Origin of the sequence: Flavobacterium flavigenum (genome assembly GCF_027111255.2) — a bacterium.
GTDB lineage: Bacteria > Bacteroidota > Bacteroidia > Flavobacteriales > Flavobacteriaceae > Flavobacterium > Flavobacterium flavigenum.
Genome location: NZ_CP114285.2, coordinates 2,793,940 through 2,812,229, shown reverse-complemented (window position 1 = coordinate 2,812,229; position 18,290 = coordinate 2,793,940). Strand labels below are relative to the sequence as shown.

The following is an 18,290-nucleotide window of genomic DNA, read 5'->3' as shown; positions in this document are numbered from 1 at the left end:
TTCTTAAAAACTAATTTAATAAGGTGGTAAATTAGTTTTTTTCATCTTTTCTATAAAAAGGTTAATTTCTTTCAGGTTATTATTCTTCAGCTTGAATGAATAAAATAGTTTTTGCTCTATTATTTTAGAAGACTGAATTGGTGTTTTAATTAAATTTTTGTCTAACTCTTCATCACATAAATGTTTAGGAACGATACTAAATCCGCTATTATTTTTTAAAGTTTCTATGATGTCCAGATAAGAGGGTAAAATATATCTTGGAACTATTCTTGGATTAGTATTAAATCTGGAATCCCAGAACTTTTTTATATCATCTTGGTTATTATCATATGTAAACCAGGTTTGCTTTTGTAGCCATGTGATGAATTGGGTATCATTTTTTTCAATATTCTCCGGAATAACAATAGAATTGGAGCAAATTAATTCTAACTCTTCATTCTTTAAGTATGTGAATTGATGTTCGTAAGTATCGTGTTTTTTTATTCCAACCAATAATTGAATTTTTTCCGTTTCAAGAGCTTCAATCAATTCTTTTTCATTTCCAAATTGGGTCACTATATACATGTCAAAAGTATAAATATCATGTATTAATTCTTTCCTGAAAAAGTCTGTAGTACAACCAATTGTTATTGCAGATCGTTGTTTTTTTGCTCTTTGACCTGAATAATATTCTACCTTTTCTAATTCACTTAATGGATTATTAATTTGTGAATATAAAAATTTTCCATATTCAGTAGGTTCTAATTTCCGGGTAGTTCTTTCAAATAGTTTTTTTCCAATATGGCTTTCCAGAGCAGATAAATGTTTACTAACTCCAGGCTGAGTCATATTTAATTTTTTTGAAGCTTCTGTAATGTTGTTGCATTCATAAATAGCGCTAAAAGTTCTCAACCATTCTAAATTAATCATAACATATATTATAAATAAGCAAACAAAAATAATTAAAATTATCAATGTGTTGATTCTATATTTGTAAAAAGAATGACAAAAAAATTAGTAATAAACTATTAAAAAAAATAAAATGACAAAAACATTAGTAATAAACTACACACCCAGAAAAGGCTCCTACACAAAAATTTTATTTGATGAATTTGTAGAACTGGCAAAAGGAAAAACAGAAATAAAACATTTAAATTTAACTGAAACTCCACCTGAATTATTACTAGAAAAAAACTTGAATTTAATAATGGAATGGAATATGGGTAAAAGAGATTTTTCAGAAACAGAACTCTTAACACTGTCTAATCATCATAAACTTATAGATGAAGTTATTGCAGCTGATAATATCGTATTGGCTTTTCCTATTTACAATTTTACAATGCCAGCCACGGTAAAGGCCTGGATAGATGCTATTGTCGTTAGTGATAAGACATTTTCTTTTAGCCCTGAAACAGGCTTTAGTGGTCTTTGTAAAGATAAAAAAGCTTTATCAATAGTAGTGAGTGGATTCGATTATAATAATTCCGATACTATCAGGGAATTTGCGTCATCTACAATAAAACAAAATTTTGATTTTATGGGTATCTCTTCAGAACAGATTTCAGCTTTTGGGGTTGACCAAAATAGAGACCAATTAAATTCAATTCTTGAAAATGCTAAATTGGAAATAAAAACTTTGATTGATAGATGGTTTCCAAATTAATACTAATGTTTCAGTATCTCGTTCAGTTAGCATCTTATGAAAGTGAATATTATCGACTATACTAAAATAGTATAAAATAGGTTTTCTCCTGAATTTGCAAATTTTGCGAGACTTGTATTTTGAGTATTTTTTACATTGAAAAAGCTAATATAAAATGTACCCGTTATTTGTGTACACAATTAAAGCGTTTGCAACGCGGCTTTTAAAAAAAATCTGTTTCAGGAGCCGAGTTACAAACGCTACGATATAGTTTTAATTTATGTAGGTACTCGTTGCAAACGAATATCAGAGTGAGGTTTTAACAAGGGTACCACCAATGCATAAAGTATAATTTATCATTTTTAATAAATATTTTTATATGTCCGTCAGAAGTATTTTTGTCATCCTCTCTTAGATGAATTACTTTTAGCTTGCCCTCTCCGTAAACATCAATCTTCCCAATATTTCTAGTTGCATTTGGAAAGAGCTTTTGAAGTTCACTTATTGATGTAGTTGATTTTAATTTTATCCCTTTAAATAAAATAAAATTACTTTTTGTAAATCTAAATTCATCCACGGCTACCTTGTCTTTTGAGTTTTCAAATCGTGAACCATCTTTATAAAGATATTTGTCTTCCGGATCAACACTTCCATCTTCATTTTCAAAAATTGTATAACAAGGTTCCTCTTCTGAGACTAATTTAATACTATCATTTACTCCAAATACTTTTTCGAACTCGTTAATAGTAAAATATCTTTTTAGGCTTCCATTAAAAAGAATGTCTTTTTCATTCATTACTTCATTTGGGTAATTTTTAATATCAGTAGTGTCAGATTTATTTTTATTCTCAGAAATTGTCTTTTCTATTTCTTTGAAATTATCTACTTTTTTAACTGATTTTGTTTCCTTGTTTTTGCAGGAAATATTGAATAATAAAATTAATATAATTGCTAATATTTTCATCTATGTTCTTTTTACACTGACGTATAACTCGTATATAAGCCACTACAAAATAGCGCCAATCTACCCAAAATTAGATGTATACATCAATTTTTTACTTTTTCCCAAATATAAAAAAATAATAATCTCAAACTTACAAATGTTCTTATAACCGCGTGAAGGATGGGAGCAGGTTACCGAAGTAACGCTCCCGATAGCTATCGGGATGGTGGCAGGTCCAAATAATTATCGTTTCATGCTAAAATGAGCTCTGAATACCTGGGATGTTCCGTTTAGAGTATAAGTAACGTCAAACCAATAGTCGGTAGTAGGAAGCGGGCCTCCGTTGTAATTACCGTCCCAACCAGGACCTGCAGGACTGATTCGTTTTAAGAATTTGCCATAGCGGTCATAAATATTGATCACGGCCTCGGGCTGAAAAGCGAGATCGGGAATGTTCCAGGTGTCATTGTACCCATCATTGTTGGGTGTGAAAAATTTAGGGTATTTGAGCACCTTGGCAAATAAAATCAAATTGTCGCAATTTGCTTTGGTATCTCTTATCGTAATAGCGTGTTCTCCTGAATCTACATCAGAGAAAACATTGCTGGTTTGAAAATCACCATCGTCGAGTTGATATTCGTATGTTCCAAAACCACTAATTAGATTTACAATAATATCAATAGTCTCCGCAAAACTATCAGACACTGTTACGGTTGCAACGGCTGGACTGGATTTTTCGACCGTAACGGTTGCAGGACTATAGCCGCAGTCACTGCCAATATCGGGTGTGTTTTTGACAGGGATAACGGTATAAGTACCTTCCTGAATAGCAGTATAGGTAAATCCTGTGCCTACTTTATTGCCGTTTAGATACCATTCAACGGTGTAATCGTTTGAAGTTATTCCGGAGTTCAGCTGTACTGAATTGAGTGCGGCTCCTGTTTCATAATCGACACAGATGATTGCGCTTTGTACGGTAAAGTTTTTTAATGGATAAATCGTAATATCAAAATCATCCTGTGAAAAGCAACTGGCATTGGTTGCTGCTGAGGCGTAGATGTACATTTTTTGACTGGAAGTTATCTGCTCTCCGGCAAAATGCTGTGTTCCGGTTGCATTTGGTCCAGTGTAATATCGTCCAACGGTTAAGGCAGGCAGTATATATTTTTGACAAATTGCAACGTCGGGTGTAATGCTTAGTACTGGTGTTACAGAAATGGTAACTGAAAAACTTTTTTCGCTGGTACAAATTAACCGGTTCCCTGAAACAGCGTAAACATAAATAGTTTGTGAGGTTCGCAATATAGTCCCTGCCGGGATAACAGTGCCTTTTCCTCCGGGCTGTGTATAATAATTACCTAACTGTAACGGAGGCAGGGTATAGCTGTCGCAAACATTAATGTTTGCAAAGGTGCCAACGTCTATTCCGTTATAATTGACTTTAAAAAAAGTCTCATTACTGCAACTCGCAAAATCTGCCCATTCATTATAGATATAAATAGTCTGTGTTGTGTTTATGAGTGTTCCTTCGGCGATTTGTGTTCCTAAACCATGCGGGCCTCCGGTTGCGGTATAGTATTTTCCATTTTTCAATACAGGAAGTTTAAAAGCCGTACAGCTAACGACATCTGTAAAACTATCCACCAAAGGGCGTTTCCTGATTTCGACAATAAAACTATGTTCGTTTGTACACTCAGGGCCAACGGCATACACATAAATGGTCTGCGTTGTGGTGATAACGTCTCCGGCTTTTAATGCTGTTCCTCCGCCGTTGGTTCTGGTATAATATTTACCATTTAACAAAGGAGGCAGGACATAACGCTCACATTCCAGTCTATTGGCTGGCTTATCTACCGGTGGCAGTGTTTTTATAGTAATTTCATATTTTAAGTTATCGGTACAATTTGGAGAAGTTGAGGTGACGGCATAATAATACACGGTCTGTGAAGTGGTAATGTTGGTTCCTGCAGGAATGTTTTGCCCTTGCCCGGAAGGAGCAGTATAATAACCCCCTATTACAACGGGTGGCAAAACATAGTTTCCACATCTGCTAATTGGAACAAAAGCAGCAGAATTGATAATGTCGATTTTAAAGGAATATTCGTTAGTACACCTTCCGTCATTTGCAAAAACAAATACTGTCTGGCTTGAAGTTATCGTAGTTCCGGCATTTAAAAGAGTTCCTTTACCTCCTGTTGCCGTGTAATAATTCCCATTTACTAAAGGAGGCAGAATATAAGAGTTACAAGTCACCACATTACCTGGTTTATCCACTAAAGGCAAAGGATAAACAACAAAGGATAAAGCTTCGTCACGACAAACTGTTCCATTAATTCTGGCATAATAATAAATAGTCTGACTTGTGGTATAAATTGTTCCTGCCGGAATAGCATTTCCCTGTCCTCCGGAAGCAGTAAAAAAACCACCGGCAGCTACACGCGGAACCGTATATTGACCACAGGCTTCTTTTTTAAAACTAAGTTCGTATATCAGGATTACATTAAAAGAAGTCTCATTGGTACAACCGTTCGCTGCAGATCTGTTGAAAATATAGTAGGCTCCACTTTTGGTAATAATATCTTCGGGATTCAGTTTAGTACCTGTTCCATTTGGTCCCGTATAATATTCCCCAGCTGTAATTGGTGATAAAGTGTAGCTGTTGCAGGCTACTACATCCGGAATATCATCTACTGGTGGAAGAGAAAAAATGTTTATATTAAAATTGACAGTAGCAAAACAAACCGAACTCGAAATGTTTTCGACCCGCACCCAAATCGTTTGTGGTGTTTGCGCCGTGGAAGTATTGAAAGCCTTTGGATCTGTTATGTTATTTGTAGCACTGTTTGCGGCTGCCTGGCTGGTGTAATATCTGATTTTGTAATCTAAAGGGTTTTGTCCGTTTAGTATGGTACTTTCCTGAGTAGTTAAATCTACCATGACTCTTCCGGAAATATTGTTGCAAATGTTAATGTCAGAAGGTTTTACAATGTTGATAGCAGGTGTTACCAGCAAATTGAAAGAGATTAAGTTGTTACAGAAAAAGCCATTGTTGTTTACAGGTACGGCTTTTATGTAAATAGTCTGGTTTCCTGAACTTGTAAAAGAATTTAATTGATTTTGAGGTATCGACGGACCGTTTGCATTTGCTGAGGTTAACGAATCAAAATAGTAAATGGTATATTTGGCAGGGTCGATCCCCAAAGCAGCTAAATTATTCTGGGTTAAGTTATATTGATAAACGCCATTTGTATTGTAGCAGGCAATTAAATCTTTGGGCGTTTTAATGATCAAATCTTTAATAACTACTTCGTCTTTGATCACACAGCCTGAAAGTGTTGCTGTAAGTCCATAAGTTCCGGCTTGATTAGCTGTTAAAGTGCTGTTTGTTTCTCCGGGAATTTCAGTCCCATTGAGAGTCCATATATAATTGTAATTCCCCACAAGTCCGGATTGTAATGTGACACTTTCTCCTTCGCAGATAATTCTGTCCGGACCTAAATCCATTGTGGTGATAAAGCTGCCTCCTTTTATAAAAACTGCCGAGTCGTAATTACTGTCATTATAATCTCCAATGGCAAGTTTTATGCTGTATGTCCGATTTGGAATTACGGCTGAAGAAGCTTTCAAAACTTTGGTTTCTCCTCTCATATTTATCGCAGAGCCTGCCGGATTGGTAACGTTATAACGGTCAAACAAATTGGCGTTGGCAGACAAACAGGCAGAATTATACTGCTGATCGCGAATGTTTTTAACGGAAACGGGTGTTGTTGTGCCCGGTACTATAGCAAGATTTTTAGAAATTCCGGTCGTTAAATCTGTCAGTATAAAGGCAAAAACATCACTAAAGCCACATTGAAATTCGCCATATTCATTGGAAGCAAAAAGAAAATCAAAACTAAAATTACTCGACAAAGGGGTAAAATCAAACTGAACATAACTCACATCAGTAATAGGAACAATTTGTCCGTTTTCATTACTAATATTCTGCAAATCGGGATCGTTGTTATTATTAAGCCGACTGCTTTCATTCAAGCCCGTATAAGATCCTTCAGTATGTTTGGCAATACCATTCCGAATAATAATTCCGTTTGTAATGGGAAAATTAGGGTTGGTATTGGTAAATTTTCCAATGCCCAGCCGGGATGAAAATTTGAAATTACTTTCAATGGTACACGCATTCTGCATCAATTCTTGCCGAACCAGTTCCGGTATAGACAAGCTTGTAGTGTCGACTATAATTCCTTGTGATGAAGATATAGTTGAATAAAATAATAAAACCAGAAGTAGAGCAGATCTCATAATTCATATTTTATTAATTGATTTACTTAAAGTTACGAAATTATTTGGTTTTAAAATTATGATTGTCAGTATTTTATGATTTGCACCTGTGTTTTACAAAAAAAGTTTTCCACTTTTAATTTTGTTAAATTGCAAAGAAGTTTTAATTTATAGTCTTATTCTAATATTGTAAACATGAAATCATTTGATATAGTTACCGTCACAGTAAATCCTTCAGTAGATAAAAGCACCCATTTTTCTGGTTTGGTTGCAGAACAGAAAATAAGGTGCAAAGAGCCTCAATTTGATGCTGGAGGTGGCGGAATAAATGTTTCTAAAGCAATTTCCCGTCTTCGCGGAAGTTCGCTGGCAGTTTTTACATCAGGTGGACCCGTTGGAGAGATGCTGAAAGATTTAGTAGCTAAAGAAAAAGTTGATTTTGAAGCAATCGAAACTGAAACAGCAACAAGAGAAAACTTCATTGCAGTTGATGATAATACCAATTCACAATATCGTTTTGGGTTTACAGGAGATGTGTTGTCCGATTCAGAAGTTGAAAAGCTTTTAGAAACGATTTCGAAGTTAAAACCAAAATTTTTGGTAGCAAGCGGCAGCCTGAATGAAGGTCTGTCTTCAGATTTTTATCAGAAAGTAGCCGAAATTGCGAAGGAAACAAACTCAAAATTAATTGTTGATACTTCCGGCGAAGCATTGAAAAAAGTAGTAGAAACCGGTGTTTATTTAATTAAGCCTAATGTTGGTGAATTAGCAAAACTGGTTGGGGTTGAACGTTTGGAAACCGAACAAGTTGACGAAGCAGCCAAAGAAATCATTGCTAAAGGAGGTGCTGAAATTGTTGTGGTTTCACTTGGTCCGCAAGGTGCGATATTGGTAACTAAAGATCAATGCGAATTTGTGCCGGCACCGAATGTTGCCAAAAAAAGTACCGTTGGCGCAGGAGACAGCATGGTAGGAGGAATCGTTTGGGCATTGTCGCAGAATAAAAACCTGAAAGAAGTTATTCGTTGGGGAGTCGCCTGCGGATCTGCAGCTACAATGAATGAAGGAACACAATTGTTTAAATTTGAAGATGCCAATCGTTTGTTTGAATGGCTGAAAAACAAATGATTAAAAAATAAATAAAATTTATTTTTTCCTGCTGACAAACTGTTGTCACCGGCCCTCCATAATTTTGAAGTGTTAAACAAATTAAAACTTTAAAATCATGAAAACATTAGAAGCACAAGTAATTACTTCAGAAGATTTATTGAAACACTGGCAGGGACACAGAGCATTAACCCGTCGTTTAATTGAACTTTTTCCGGAAAAGGATTTCTTCGAATTTTCAATAGGAGGAATGCGCCCATTTGCGAAATTGATTGATGAACTTTTGGCAATTGCAGCTCCTGGACTTAAAGCAATTGTAAACCGCGACAGCCAGCCTTATACTGAAGGAGAGGAGAAACTGATTTTCAAAGCGCAATATCTTGAAAAATGGGATGAAGCTACAGCAGAAATCAATAAATACTGGGAGCAATTATCTGTAGAAGATTTCAACGAGACTTTTAAGCTTTTTGGGCAGTATGAATTTCCGATTATTCAGAATATCTTATACTTTATAGACAACGAGATCCACCACCGCGGTCAGGCTTATGTCTATTTAAGAGCTTTAAATATCGAGCCTCCATTTTTTTGGGAAAGATAGTCAGATGAAATTTTCATCGTAACTTTATTAATAAATCTAAAAATAACGGCTATGAGTTTAAAGAAAATAATGTCCAATTATGCAGATTATAATTTATGGGTAAACCACCAATTCGTAAACTGGCTTTCGCCGAAATCTGATGAATTGCTCTATGCAGAAGTACCTTCAAGTTTTTCAACAATTATAAAAACACTTGATCATATCTGGTCAACAGAAGAATATTGGTTTTCTGTTATTTCTGAAACTGATTTATCAGAAAAGAAACCCGAAAGTGAATTGTCGAAAGAAGAAATCTTTGAAGGTTTATTAAATTCATCTCTAAAATTGAAACATTTAATCAATTCATTGCCGGAAGAAGATTTAATGAAAGAAGTTAAAATCGTTAATCCGTGGTTTGAATGCGAATTGCCTATTTCGGATTATCTGCTTCAGGTTATTAATCACGGCACTTATCACAGAGGCCAGATTGTAACGATGGGCCGGAATATCGGAATTACAGATGCCTCAAACACCGATTATAATTTTTATAATGTTGTAAAACAGCAGCATTAAAAATCAAAAAACTCCTAATGCAACTTTGTTTCTTTAGGAGTTTTTTTCTACAAAAGCCTTTGTTTGTTGATTTCTAATAGTTCTAAAGCTCTTGTTTTAAGACTTTCAGGTTCTAGAATTGTGGCGTAATCTCCAAACATCAAAAACCAACGAGGGAAACCACTATCGATATCACGGCACATAAAAGTCATTTCGATTTGTCCGTCGATTTCTTTTTCAGAAACAAAACCATGGTATTTTTTTTCCGTTTCCAGATATCTTGCAATTTTCTTTTCTATGAGAATCCGAACCTTTGTTGTGGGGATTGCTTCGTTTTTATTGAGATAGGTTTCGAGAGAATCGTGTTCGATAGTAAAATCAAAATCTGTTTTTTTTATTGCCTGAATCCGGTCTGTTCGAAATTGCCTGTAATCTTTTCGTAAATGGCAGTATCCCAAAAAATACCAATTATTATGATCGTGAAAAACACCAACAGGTTCTAAATTCCGCTGTGTAGTTTCGTCTTTTTCATACGTTTTGTACGTCAGCAGAATTTGTTTTTTCTCGGCAATTCCTTCAAAAAGAACTGCTAAAGTATTGGGAGAATTGTCGTTAAACAGAGGTTCAGCAGTCTGCATTACCACCCGCGATTCGATATTCGAAAGATAGTCTTTGTCATTGCTTCGCAAAACCGATTTCAGTTTGTACATCGCCGATGCATAATGTGTTCCCAAAGAAGGATCGGTAAATTTCTGCATCAGTTTTTCGGCAGCAATAAAACTGCTAACTTCTTCACGCGTAAACATAACCGGAGGCAATCTGTAACCGTCCATTAAAGCATAACCCACTCCAGCTTCACTATAAATAGGAACACCCGAAGCTTCAAGGGTTCTGATATCCCTGTAAATTGTTCTCAGACTACATTCAAAACGATCTGCCAATTCCTGTGCCTTTACAATTTTTTTAGATTGCAATTGAATCAGGATGGCAACAATCCGGTCAAATCGTTTTGGGGTTTCGTCGAGCATTTTTTAGGTTCTAAGGTTTTAGAGTTGCTAAGATACTAAGGATTTTCTAAATTCATATTTCTGTTTAACGTAGAGATGCACAGTAGAGATGCACAGTAGTGCATCTAAACAATCCAAATCCACAACATTATTTAAAAAATAATCTATGAACAATAAATTTTTGCATCTTTACAGAATTGTAATGTTAAATCACAATCTGAATCGCAATTAATGAAGCTTCCGTTTGAACCAGTCCTGTTTGGTTATGAAATTAATATCCATTTAGTTCTAGAATACCTGGCCTTTTTTATAGGCTATCGGTATTATGCTTTTTTACGAAAAAGAACTACAGACAGCATCATAACAATCAATCGGTTATCTATTATTTTAGGCGCTGCACTCGGCGCTTTTTTGGGTTCAAGGATTGTCGGTTTCTTAGAGCACCCAGTTGTTATTTCTGATATTAAATCCTTTTTAGGGCTTTTCAATACCAAAACCATTATGGGCGGATTGTTTGGCGGGCTTTTAGGAGTTGAGATTGCCAAAAAAATCATTGGTGAAAAAGAATCCTCGGGCGATTTGTTTACGTTTCCGATTATTCTGGGAATTTTTATCGGGAGAATCGGCTGCTTTTTATCCGGAACAAATGAATTTACGTATGGAAAAGCAACCACTTTTTTTCTGGGAATGAATCTGGGCGATAATATAAAACGCCATCCGATTGCCTTGTATGAGTTGCTTTTTTTGGTCGTATTATTTATTTTTCTGAAAAAGATACAAAGCAAAAACCTTAAAAATGGTCTGTTATTTCAGTATTTTATGATTGCTTATTTTACATTCCGATTCTGTATAGAATTTATAAAACCCAATCATTTCTTTGTTGCAGGGCTGAGTTCGATTCAGATTTTATGCTTAATTTGTCTGCTTTATTATCACAAAACAATTTTAAATTTATTCGTAAAAAATGCCAGTTAGAAAATACACTTATTATGATTTTACCTTAAGCCTTTGTCCGGAATGCTTAAAGCGGATTGATGCTAAAATTGTTTTTGAAGACGAGAATGTGTACATGCTCAAAAGATGCCCGGAACACGGAAATTCAAAGGTGCTGATTGCAGATGATATTCCGTACTATAAAAACATCCGAAACTACAACAAACCTTCTGAAACACCTTATACCTTTAATACCAAAACACATTACGGCTGTCCGTATGATTGTGGCCTTTGCCCGGATCACGAACAGCATTCCTGCCTTACGGTTGTGGAGGTTACAGACCGATGCAATTTGACTTGTCCGACCTGTTACGCCGGTTCATCACCTTCGTATGGAAGGCACAGAACGCTCGAAGAAATAAAAATCATGCTGGACACAATTGTTTTAAACGAAAAAGAACCTGATGTTGTCCAGATCAGCGGAGGTGAACCGACGATTCATCCTCAGTTTTTTGAGATTTTAGATTATGCAAAGTCACTTCCGATCAGGCATTTAATGCTCAACACTAACGGAATCAAAATCGCAAAAGACAAAGCATTTGCCCAAAGGCTAAAAAGCTATTCGCCGGATTTTGAAATTTACCTGCAATTTGATTCTTTTGAAGATAGTGTATTGCAGGAACTTCGTGGTGCCGATTTGAGCGAAATACGGAAACAGGCGTTAGAAAACCTGAATGAGCTTAATTTGTCCACAACACTGGTGGTTACGCTTCAAAAAGGACTGAATGATAACGAAATAGGTAAAATAGTAGAATTTGCACTAAAGCAAAAATGTGTGCGGGGTGTTACATTTCAACCCACACAAATTGCCGGAAGGCTGGAAAACTTCAACCCCGAAAAGGATCGGATGACACTAACCGAAGTAAGAAGGAAAATTTTGGAACAAACCTCCATTTTTAATTCAGATGATTTGCTTCCCGTTCCCTGCAATCCCGATGCTTTGGTAATGGGTTATGCTTTGAAACTGGGTGATGAGGTTTTTCCGTTAACCCGATACATTAATCCGAATGATCTATTGGACAATAGCAAAAACACCATTATTTACGAACAGGACGAAGTGCTGCACGGAAAAATGATTGAATTGTTCAGTACAGGAAATTCGGTAGAAGTCGCTCAGGAAAATCTCAAGTCAATTCTTTGCTGTCTGCCCAATATTGATGCTCCTGAGTTAGGGTACGATAACTTGTTCAGAATTATTATCATGCAGTTTATAGATGCCTATAATTTTGATGTCAGGGCAATTAAAAAATCATGTGTACATATTGTCAACAAAGACAATAAAATAATCCCGTTTGAAACCATGAATTTGTTTTACAGGGACGACAAAATAGAAAGATTAGAAGAATTAAGAAGTAAAATTTAAGATTATGACAGCATTAGAAGTAGGCAATTTAGGCGGAATAGTGATAATTTTTGTGGCTATTATGGTTGGCCCTCCAATTTTACTTGCCATTATTGGATTTGCCGTTAAAAAGAACAATCCAACAACAGCAAAAGTGTTGTTTATTTTAGCAGCGGTTTATCTATTAATTGGATTGGGAATTTGTGGCGGGCTTCTTTAGAGAAAAAAGAAACCCAACAACTTTGGGCATTGGGTTTGGATTATTTATTGTCGTTTTTTCCAGATTTCAGGGTTTCTTGAAGTATGGAAAACAGCAAAAACACTTATTAATTTTAAATTCTCATCAATTTTATAATGAATTAGAAAAGGGAATTTTTCAATTTTACGGCATCGTATTTCATCATATTTTATAGAAAACAGATGTGGATTTTTCTTTAACGAATTTATCTGCTTTTTGACTTGATTTTTATACCGTAAACCTAAACCTTTCAATTGCGCCTCATACCATTCAGAAGTATTTAGAATGTCATTGAATGCGTCATTGTCTATTTTTAAAAAGTAGCTCAAAAATTATAGATTTTTAGAAACTTCATCCCAGTCTAAAAGTCTTTTAGGATTTGCTTTAGCTTTTGCCATTCTGTCTAGAACTATTTCCTGATGTTCAACAGGAATTTCCACATTGTCACTCCAGATTGCATCATTGATTTTTAACCTGTCTTTGGGAGATAATTGCTTTACTGCTTCAACCAATTGGTTAACACTAAGATTGATGTTTAGTTTTATAGTTTCCATAATAACAAAGTTAATGAAAAAATGATTTTAAGCTTTAAATTTTCTAAATGATTGAATCATTTCATAAATTCCGAAAGCAATTACAATTTTTCCAAAGATAAATATTAGCCAACTAAAAGGATTAGTTAAATAGACTCTGTCAGCTTCTAAAGGATTATAAAAGTCAGTAACCAATAAAAATCTAAAGAAACCGGAAAACAATCTTGCCCAATTATCACAGTTCAATATAGCAATTTGGTAATCACGATTCTCAAAAATATAAAGTAGTAAGTAAATTGAAAAGCCACTAATTAATGTGAATACTAATGCACGTCTCCAGCTATTTCCAAAATCAGTAGAAATTTTAGTAACAAATAAAATTGATTTATCTATGAATCCAGAATTCCATTTCCAGTCTAATTCTTTGTAATGTGCAGCTAATTCATATGCTCTAAAGCGATTAAAATCAATCCTGTTTTCAGCTTTTTGAAGTTCTTGTTTGATTGTCCTAATTGTTATTTTGTCACAATCGTCTATTTTTTTAATTTGAATATCATCAAACCAAACCTTTTTTTCAAAAATGATTCTTATAAAACATACTATATCAAAGTATGTCTGTTGGAAGGAAACATTATCAGAAAAAGTAGTTTCTTCAATTCTTAATTTATGTAACCAATAGTTGTTGAAATTTGTAAATTTATAAAAGTGACAATTTTCAAACCATAAAAAAGAAGAATTTACATTTTGTAAATCTGAGAATGTCGTTAATCCTGAAAAAGAGCATTCTCTGAACTGTGATCTATTGTAAGAAGCATCATATCTAAATTCTTTAGAAAAATTACAATCGTAAAATATTATCTGGTCTAATGAAATAGAATCAAAGTAGCATCCTTCAAGAAATTTATTATTATTGATATCAACAGATGTATTTTTTATAAATTCAACATTTTTTAACCAAAAAACAGTGTCGAAATCACAGTCCGCTATTTTTAAATTTCCTTTTTTAAAAATGTTTGATGTAACGGTTTGATTATTATATTCATCATTAAAAAACTCTAAAACTCCGATAGTTGATTTTTGTATGTGAAATTTATTGCAATTAAATGTATTTGATATAAATGTAATGTCTTCAAAATCACTTTCGATAAATATATCGGATTCAAATGTGCATTTCTCAAATTGAAAACGATGCAAACACTCTTTTTTTATTTTATAAAAATGTATTTGCTTTCCTTGGAACTTTAAGTTTGAAAAAGTAATTAGCAAATTAACATTTTGTAAATCAATGTTTAATGGGATTTTAATATCCACAATATAATTGGAAATTGTTTCTGTAGTGTTTGAATAAATTTTTTTTTGAAACTCCTCTCCGCTGATTATTTCCATAATTCCTTTTTATCAAAAATAAACAAAAAACCCAACAACTTTTACGTCATTGGGTTATATCTCATTACTAAGGACTAGGGACTAAGTACTTAAAATCTAATCATTCAATTTCAATACAGCCATAAACGCCTCTTGAGGAATTTCAACGTTTCCTACCTGACGCATACGTTTTTTACCTTTTTTCTGTTTCTCCAAAAGTTTACGCTTACGCGAAATATCACCACCGTAACATTTTGCAGTAACGTCTTTACGAAGTGCTTTAATCGTTTCACGAGCGATAATCTTAGCTCCAATTGCAGCCTGAATCGGAATGTCGAATTGCTGTCTTGGGATAAGCTCACGTAATTTCTCGGTCATTTTTTTACCGATATTGTATGCGTTATCTTCGTGAATTAAGGCAGAAAGCGCATCAACCGTTTGTGCATTCAGCAGCACATCCAGTTTTACCAATTTCGAAGTTCTCATTCCGATTGGTGAATAATCGAAAGAAGCATACCCTTTTGAAACGGTTTTTAAACGATCGTAGAAATCGAATACAATTTCAGCAAGTGGCATATCGAAGTTTAATTCAACACGTTCTGTTGTTAAATAGGTTTGGTTGGTAATTAAACCACGTTTTTCGATACATAAACTCATTACGTTTCCAACGAAATCAGCTTTTGTAATGATGGTAGCTTTAATATAGGGTTCTTCAACTCTGTCCAGTTTAGAAGGTTCGGGCAAGTCAGAAGGATTGTTTACAACTAATGCCGTTTCCGGATGTTTCTTGGTATACGCCAGATACGAAACGTTTGGAACGGTAGTAATTACCGTCATATCAAACTCACGCTCTAAACGTTCCTGGATAATTTCCATGTGAAGCATTCCTAAGAATCCGCATCGGAAACCAAATCCTAAAGCAGCAGAACTTTCCGGAGCAAAAACTAATGAAGCATCGTTCAATTGTAATTTTTCCATAGAAGAACGCAAATCTTCATAATCTTCGGTATCAACAGGATAAATTCCCGCAAATACCATTGGTTTTACGTCCTCAAAACCAGTAATCATATTGGTAGTCGGCACTTTTGCATCTGTAATCGTATCACCTACTTTTACTTCGCGAGCCTCTTTAATTCCTGAAATCAAATATCCAACATCTCCAGCAGAAACTACATTTTTTGGAACCTGATTTAATTTTAAAGTTCCAATTTCGTCAGCAAAATATTCATTGTCCGTAGCCATGAATTTAATTTTTTGCCCTTTTTTGATTTCGCCATTTACAACTCTAAAAATAACTTCAATTCCACGGAATGGATTGTAGACCGAGTCAAAAATTAAAGCTTGTAATGGTTCTTCCGGATTTCCTTTTGGCGCCGGGATTTTTTCAATAATCGCAGCGAGGATATTTTCAACACCAAAACCTGTTTTTCCGGAAGCGTGAATAATATCTTCTAATTTACAACCAAGTAAATCGATAATATCGTCACTAACTTCTTCAGGATTAGCACTTGGTAAGTCAACTTTATTCAAAACCGGAATGATTTCCAGGTCATTTTCTAAAGCTAAATATAAGTTTGAAATCGTTTGTGCCTGAATACTTTGTGCAGCATCCACAATCAAAAGTGCCCCTTCGCAGGCCGCAATAGATCGTGAAACTTCGTATGAAAAGTCAACGTGACCAGGAGTATCAATTAAGTTTAAGATATATTCTTCTCCCTTGTATTTATATTCCATTTGAATGGCATGACTTTTTATGGTGATGCCACGTTCACGCTCCAAATCCATGTTGTCAAGCAATTGTGCTTTTTCTTCACGGGCTGTAACGGTTTGTGTAGCGCCAAGTAATCGGTCTGCCAGTGTACTTTTACCGTGGTCAATATGTGCAATAATGCAAAAGTTACGTATCTTCTTCATTTCGTATTCAGTTCTCTAAACGAGTTTTTAGTAATTTTTGGGTATGAATCTGCCCTGCTGTAAATACTTTAGAGCGTGTTATTAAGGCGCAAATATAGCGCAAAGTTTTGGATTCTGGAATGTAGTTGCCGGATAGTTAGTCTTTGAAAACCAATTTCAGTCTCAAAACTCGAAATTGAATCCTTTTTCGGTCAGTTTTTTGTAGATTTCCGGATCAAATTTGTACAGTTTTGCGGCTCTGTGAGACACGTCCTGCTGTTTTTCATCTAAGGCGACGAGCAATTTCATATGCAGAATTTTTCTTCGGAAATTAGATTTGTCCAGTTCGATTCCCAATATTTCTTCATAGAGGTGCATGAGTTGCAGTAAAGTAAATTTCTCAGGCAAAAGATTGAACCCGATTGGAGCCTGACGCACTCTGTTACGAAGTTGCATTAAGCTGAATTGCATGATTTCCTTATGGTCAAAAATCAGGTCAGGCAGTTCATTAATCTTGTACCAGGTAGCTTCCATCAGGGTAAGTCCGGCTTTTACATTATAATCTTCACGATTCACCAATGTATAATACCCAATAGTTACAACCCTTCTTCCGGGGACGCGGTTTGGATCTGTAAATGCTTTTAACTGTTCCAGATAGATATTGTCCAGGCTAGTTAATTCATACAAAATTCTTTGTGCTGCATCGTCAGAGCTCTCTTCTTTTTTGAGCCAGCCTCCAAGAAGCCCCCATTTTCCCATGCTTTCTCCTTCAGCATGATGTGCCAAAAGTACTTCGAGGTTCCCCTTGTTGAATCCAAATATCACGCAGTCAATCGTTACTCCGTCGATTACGGGATTTTGAATATCAGAAGGTCCTCCTACATAAGTTTTAGAAGCTTTCTTTGAGTGTAAAAATGCCATTTGTTGCTTTTATAAGGCTGTTTTAAAATTCAAAATTAAATCCTTTTTCGGTAAGTTTTGTATAAATTTCCGAATCAAATTTGTAGAGCTTAGCTGCTCTGTGTGAAACATCCTGCTGTTTTTCGTCAAGGGCTACAAGCAATTTCATGTGAAGGATTTTCCGCCTGAAATTAGATTTGTCCATTTCTATTCCCAATATTTCTTCATACAAATGCATCAATTGCAACAATGTAAATTTTTCCGGTAAAAGATTAAATCCAATTGGTGCCTGACGAACCCTTTCGCGCAGCTGTTTTAGACTATAAGTCAGTATTTCACTATGATCATAAATCAGATCCGGAATCTGGTTAATCTTATACCACTTTGCATCCGATGCCGTAAAACCGGGCTGAATATTATAATTCTCTCTTTTGATTAAGGCATAATACCCAATTGTAATAACACGTCTGAGAGGAAATCGATCCGGATTTCCAAATGCTTTCAACTGTTCAAGATAGATGTGGTCTAACGCCGTAAGTTCATTCAATAGCCGGTGTGCAGCATCATCTATACTCTCTTTTTTATTAATCCATCCTCCGGGTAGTCCCCATTTTCCTTTACTAATACCTTCTCCGTGCTGAATTAAAAGAACTTCCAGACTTCCCTGATCAAAACCAAATATGACGCAATCAATCGTAATGGCATTCATCACTGAAGGATCATTTTTTACGAAAATGCCATTATTCAAATTGTCGGTCATCTGTTAAAATTTTGACAAATTAAATAAATAAAAACAACACTTTCTACTTAAAGAGTTACATATTTTTCAATATCGTGGTGTTAGTATGTGGATTTTAAGAATAATGCATGATAATCCTGATAAATAATTAAAATAATTACTTTTTTGAACAATTAAATTAATATTTATAAATAATAGTCAA

General features: G+C 34.9%; 17 protein-coding genes. 7 read left to right on the top strand and 10 right to left on the bottom strand.

The window, feature by feature from the left end; genetic code table 11:
- Positions 1-15: 15 nt before the first annotated feature.
- Positions 16-909: a LysR family transcriptional regulator gene (locus OZP09_RS11540; RefSeq protein WP_269233828.1), complete on the bottom strand. Its 894-nt coding sequence runs from the start codon at positions 907-909 to the stop codon at positions 16-18.
- Between the two features lie 112 nt (positions 910-1,021).
- Here OZP09_RS11540 and OZP09_RS11535 point away from each other — a divergent pair, with 112 nt between their 5' ends.
- Positions 1,022-1,642, top strand: a complete 621-nt coding sequence (locus OZP09_RS11535; protein ID WP_269233827.1) for an FMN-dependent NADH-azoreductase — start codon at positions 1,022-1,024, stop codon at positions 1,640-1,642.
- A 298-nt stretch (positions 1,643-1,940) separates the two neighbouring features.
- Here the strand turns inward: OZP09_RS11535 and OZP09_RS11530 are convergent, their stop codons facing one another.
- Together OZP09_RS11530 and OZP09_RS11525 are read right to left on the bottom strand one after the other, a co-directional pair.
- Positions 1,941-2,585 carry a hypothetical protein gene (locus OZP09_RS11530; RefSeq protein WP_269233826.1) on the bottom strand — a complete coding sequence of 215 codons (645 nt, stop codon included), beginning with the start codon at positions 2,583-2,585 and terminating at the stop codon, positions 1,941-1,943.
- Between the two features lie 222 nt (positions 2,586-2,807).
- Positions 2,808-6,863 (bottom strand): T9SS type B sorting domain-containing protein, encoded by a 4,056-nt coding sequence (locus OZP09_RS11525; protein ID WP_281309417.1) that lies wholly within the window; start codon positions 6,861-6,863, stop codon positions 2,808-2,810.
- Between the two features lie 174 nt (positions 6,864-7,037).
- On the opposite strand from OZP09_RS11525, the gene OZP09_RS11520 reads away from it, so the two are divergent.
- The 3 genes from OZP09_RS11520 (at position 7,038) to OZP09_RS11510 (ending at position 9,099) form a co-directional block, all read left to right on the top strand.
- Positions 7,038-7,970: a 1-phosphofructokinase family hexose kinase gene (locus tag OZP09_RS11520; protein ID WP_269233822.1), complete on the top strand. Its 933-nt coding sequence runs from the start codon at positions 7,038-7,040 to the stop codon at positions 7,968-7,970.
- A 97-nt stretch (positions 7,971-8,067) separates the two neighbouring features.
- Positions 8,068-8,547: a DinB family protein gene (locus OZP09_RS11515; protein WP_269233821.1), complete on the top strand. Its 480-nt coding sequence runs from the start codon at positions 8,068-8,070 to the stop codon at positions 8,545-8,547.
- 51 nt (positions 8,548-8,598) lie between these two features.
- Positions 8,599-9,099, top strand: a complete 501-nt coding sequence (locus OZP09_RS11510; RefSeq protein WP_269233820.1) for a DinB family protein — start codon at positions 8,599-8,601, stop codon at positions 9,097-9,099.
- A 47-nt stretch (positions 9,100-9,146) separates the two neighbouring features.
- On the opposite strand, the gene OZP09_RS11505 is transcribed toward OZP09_RS11510, so the two are convergent.
- On the bottom strand, positions 9,147-10,106 hold the full coding sequence (locus OZP09_RS11505) for a helix-turn-helix transcriptional regulator (protein ID WP_281309416.1): 960 nt from the start codon (positions 10,104-10,106) through the stop codon (positions 9,147-9,149).
- A 210-nt stretch (positions 10,107-10,316) separates the two neighbouring features.
- Between OZP09_RS11505 and OZP09_RS11500 the strand changes: the two genes are divergently transcribed.
- Genes OZP09_RS11500 through OZP09_RS11490 form a run of 3 tightly spaced genes read left to right on the top strand, consistent with a single transcriptional unit; the run spans position 10,317 to position 12,640 of the window.
- Complete coding sequence (locus OZP09_RS11500; protein ID WP_281309415.1) at positions 10,317-11,060, top strand: prolipoprotein diacylglyceryl transferase; 744 nt, start codon at positions 10,317-10,319, stop codon at positions 11,058-11,060.
- Entirely contained in the window at positions 11,050-12,441 is a 1,392-nt protein-coding gene (locus OZP09_RS11495; RefSeq protein WP_281309414.1) for a radical SAM protein, read from the top strand. The genes OZP09_RS11500 and OZP09_RS11495 overlap by 11 nt, the downstream gene beginning before the upstream one ends.
- 4 nt (positions 12,442-12,445) lie before the next feature.
- On the top strand, positions 12,446-12,640 hold the full coding sequence (locus OZP09_RS11490; RefSeq protein WP_269233816.1) for a hypothetical protein: 195 nt from the start codon (positions 12,446-12,448) through the stop codon (positions 12,638-12,640).
- Positions 12,641-12,684: 44 nt separating this feature from the next.
- Here the strand turns inward: OZP09_RS11490 and OZP09_RS11485 are convergent, their stop codons facing one another.
- From OZP09_RS11485 to OZP09_RS11460, 6 genes are all read right to left on the bottom strand, one after another.
- Positions 12,685-12,987, bottom strand: coding sequence for a type II toxin-antitoxin system RelE/ParE family toxin (locus OZP09_RS11485; protein ID WP_269233815.1), 303 nt, complete (start codon positions 12,985-12,987; stop codon positions 12,685-12,687).
- A 3-nt stretch (positions 12,988-12,990) separates the two neighbouring features.
- Positions 12,991-13,212: an addiction module protein gene (locus OZP09_RS11480; RefSeq protein WP_269233814.1), complete on the bottom strand. Its 222-nt coding sequence runs from the start codon at positions 13,210-13,212 to the stop codon at positions 12,991-12,993.
- 27 nt (positions 13,213-13,239) lie between these two features.
- Positions 13,240-14,502, bottom strand: a complete 1,263-nt coding sequence (locus OZP09_RS11475; protein WP_269233813.1) for a hypothetical protein — start codon at positions 14,500-14,502, stop codon at positions 13,240-13,242.
- Between the two features lie 171 nt (positions 14,503-14,673).
- Positions 14,674-16,470, bottom strand: a complete 1,797-nt coding sequence (gene lepA / locus OZP09_RS11470) for a translation elongation factor 4 (protein WP_278011459.1) — start codon at positions 16,468-16,470, stop codon at positions 14,674-14,676.
- A 162-nt stretch (positions 16,471-16,632) separates the two neighbouring features.
- Entirely contained in the window at positions 16,633-17,370 is a 738-nt protein-coding gene (locus OZP09_RS11465) for an NUDIX hydrolase (protein ID WP_269233810.1), read from the bottom strand.
- A gap of 22 nt (positions 17,371-17,392) precedes the next feature.
- Positions 17,393-18,109: an NUDIX hydrolase gene (locus OZP09_RS11460; protein WP_269233809.1), complete on the bottom strand. Its 717-nt coding sequence runs from the start codon at positions 18,107-18,109 to the stop codon at positions 17,393-17,395.
- Between the last annotated feature and the right edge of the window lie 181 nt (positions 18,110-18,290).

What these genes read in the sequence shown, in the direction of transcription:
- OZP09_RS11535 (WP_269233827.1), top strand. Translation starts at nt 1,022, where the DNA reads ATGACAAAAACATTAGTAATAAACTACACACCCAGAAAAGGCTCCTAC.
- OZP09_RS11515 (WP_269233821.1), top strand. Translation starts at nt 8,068, where the DNA reads ATGAAAACATTAGAAGCACAAGTAATTACTTCAGAAGATTTATTGAAA.
- OZP09_RS11525 (WP_281309417.1), bottom strand. Translation starts at nt 6,863, where the DNA reads ATGAGATCTGCTCTACTTCTGGTTTTATTATTTTATTCAACTATATCT.
- OZP09_RS11510 (WP_269233820.1), top strand. Translation starts at nt 8,599, where the DNA reads ATGAGTTTAAAGAAAATAATGTCCAATTATGCAGATTATAATTTATGG.
- OZP09_RS11490 (WP_269233816.1), top strand. Translation starts at nt 12,446, where the DNA reads ATGACAGCATTAGAAGTAGGCAATTTAGGCGGAATAGTGATAATTTTT.
- OZP09_RS11495 (WP_281309414.1), top strand. Translation starts at nt 11,050, where the DNA reads ATGCCAGTTAGAAAATACACTTATTATGATTTTACCTTAAGCCTTTGT.
- OZP09_RS11520 (WP_269233822.1), top strand. Translation starts at nt 7,038, where the DNA reads ATGAAATCATTTGATATAGTTACCGTCACAGTAAATCCTTCAGTAGAT.
- OZP09_RS11465 (WP_269233810.1), bottom strand. Translation starts at nt 17,370, where the DNA reads ATGGCATTTTTACACTCAAAGAAAGCTTCTAAAACTTATGTAGGAGGA.
- OZP09_RS11460 (WP_269233809.1), bottom strand. Translation starts at nt 18,109, where the DNA reads ATGACCGACAATTTGAATAATGGCATTTTCGTAAAAAATGATCCTTCA.
- OZP09_RS11540 (WP_269233828.1), bottom strand. Translation starts at nt 909, where the DNA reads ATGATTAATTTAGAATGGTTGAGAACTTTTAGCGCTATTTATGAATGC.
- OZP09_RS11480 (WP_269233814.1), bottom strand. Translation starts at nt 13,212, where the DNA reads ATGGAAACTATAAAACTAAACATCAATCTTAGTGTTAACCAATTGGTT.
- OZP09_RS11530 (WP_269233826.1), bottom strand. Translation starts at nt 2,585, where the DNA reads ATGAAAATATTAGCAATTATATTAATTTTATTATTCAATATTTCCTGC.
- OZP09_RS11505 (WP_281309416.1), bottom strand. Translation starts at nt 10,106, where the DNA reads ATGCTCGACGAAACCCCAAAACGATTTGACCGGATTGTTGCCATCCTG.
- OZP09_RS11500 (WP_281309415.1), top strand. Translation starts at nt 10,317, where the DNA reads ATGAAGCTTCCGTTTGAACCAGTCCTGTTTGGTTATGAAATTAATATC.
- lepA (WP_278011459.1), bottom strand. Translation starts at nt 16,470, where the DNA reads ATGAAGAAGATACGTAACTTTTGCATTATTGCACATATTGACCACGGT.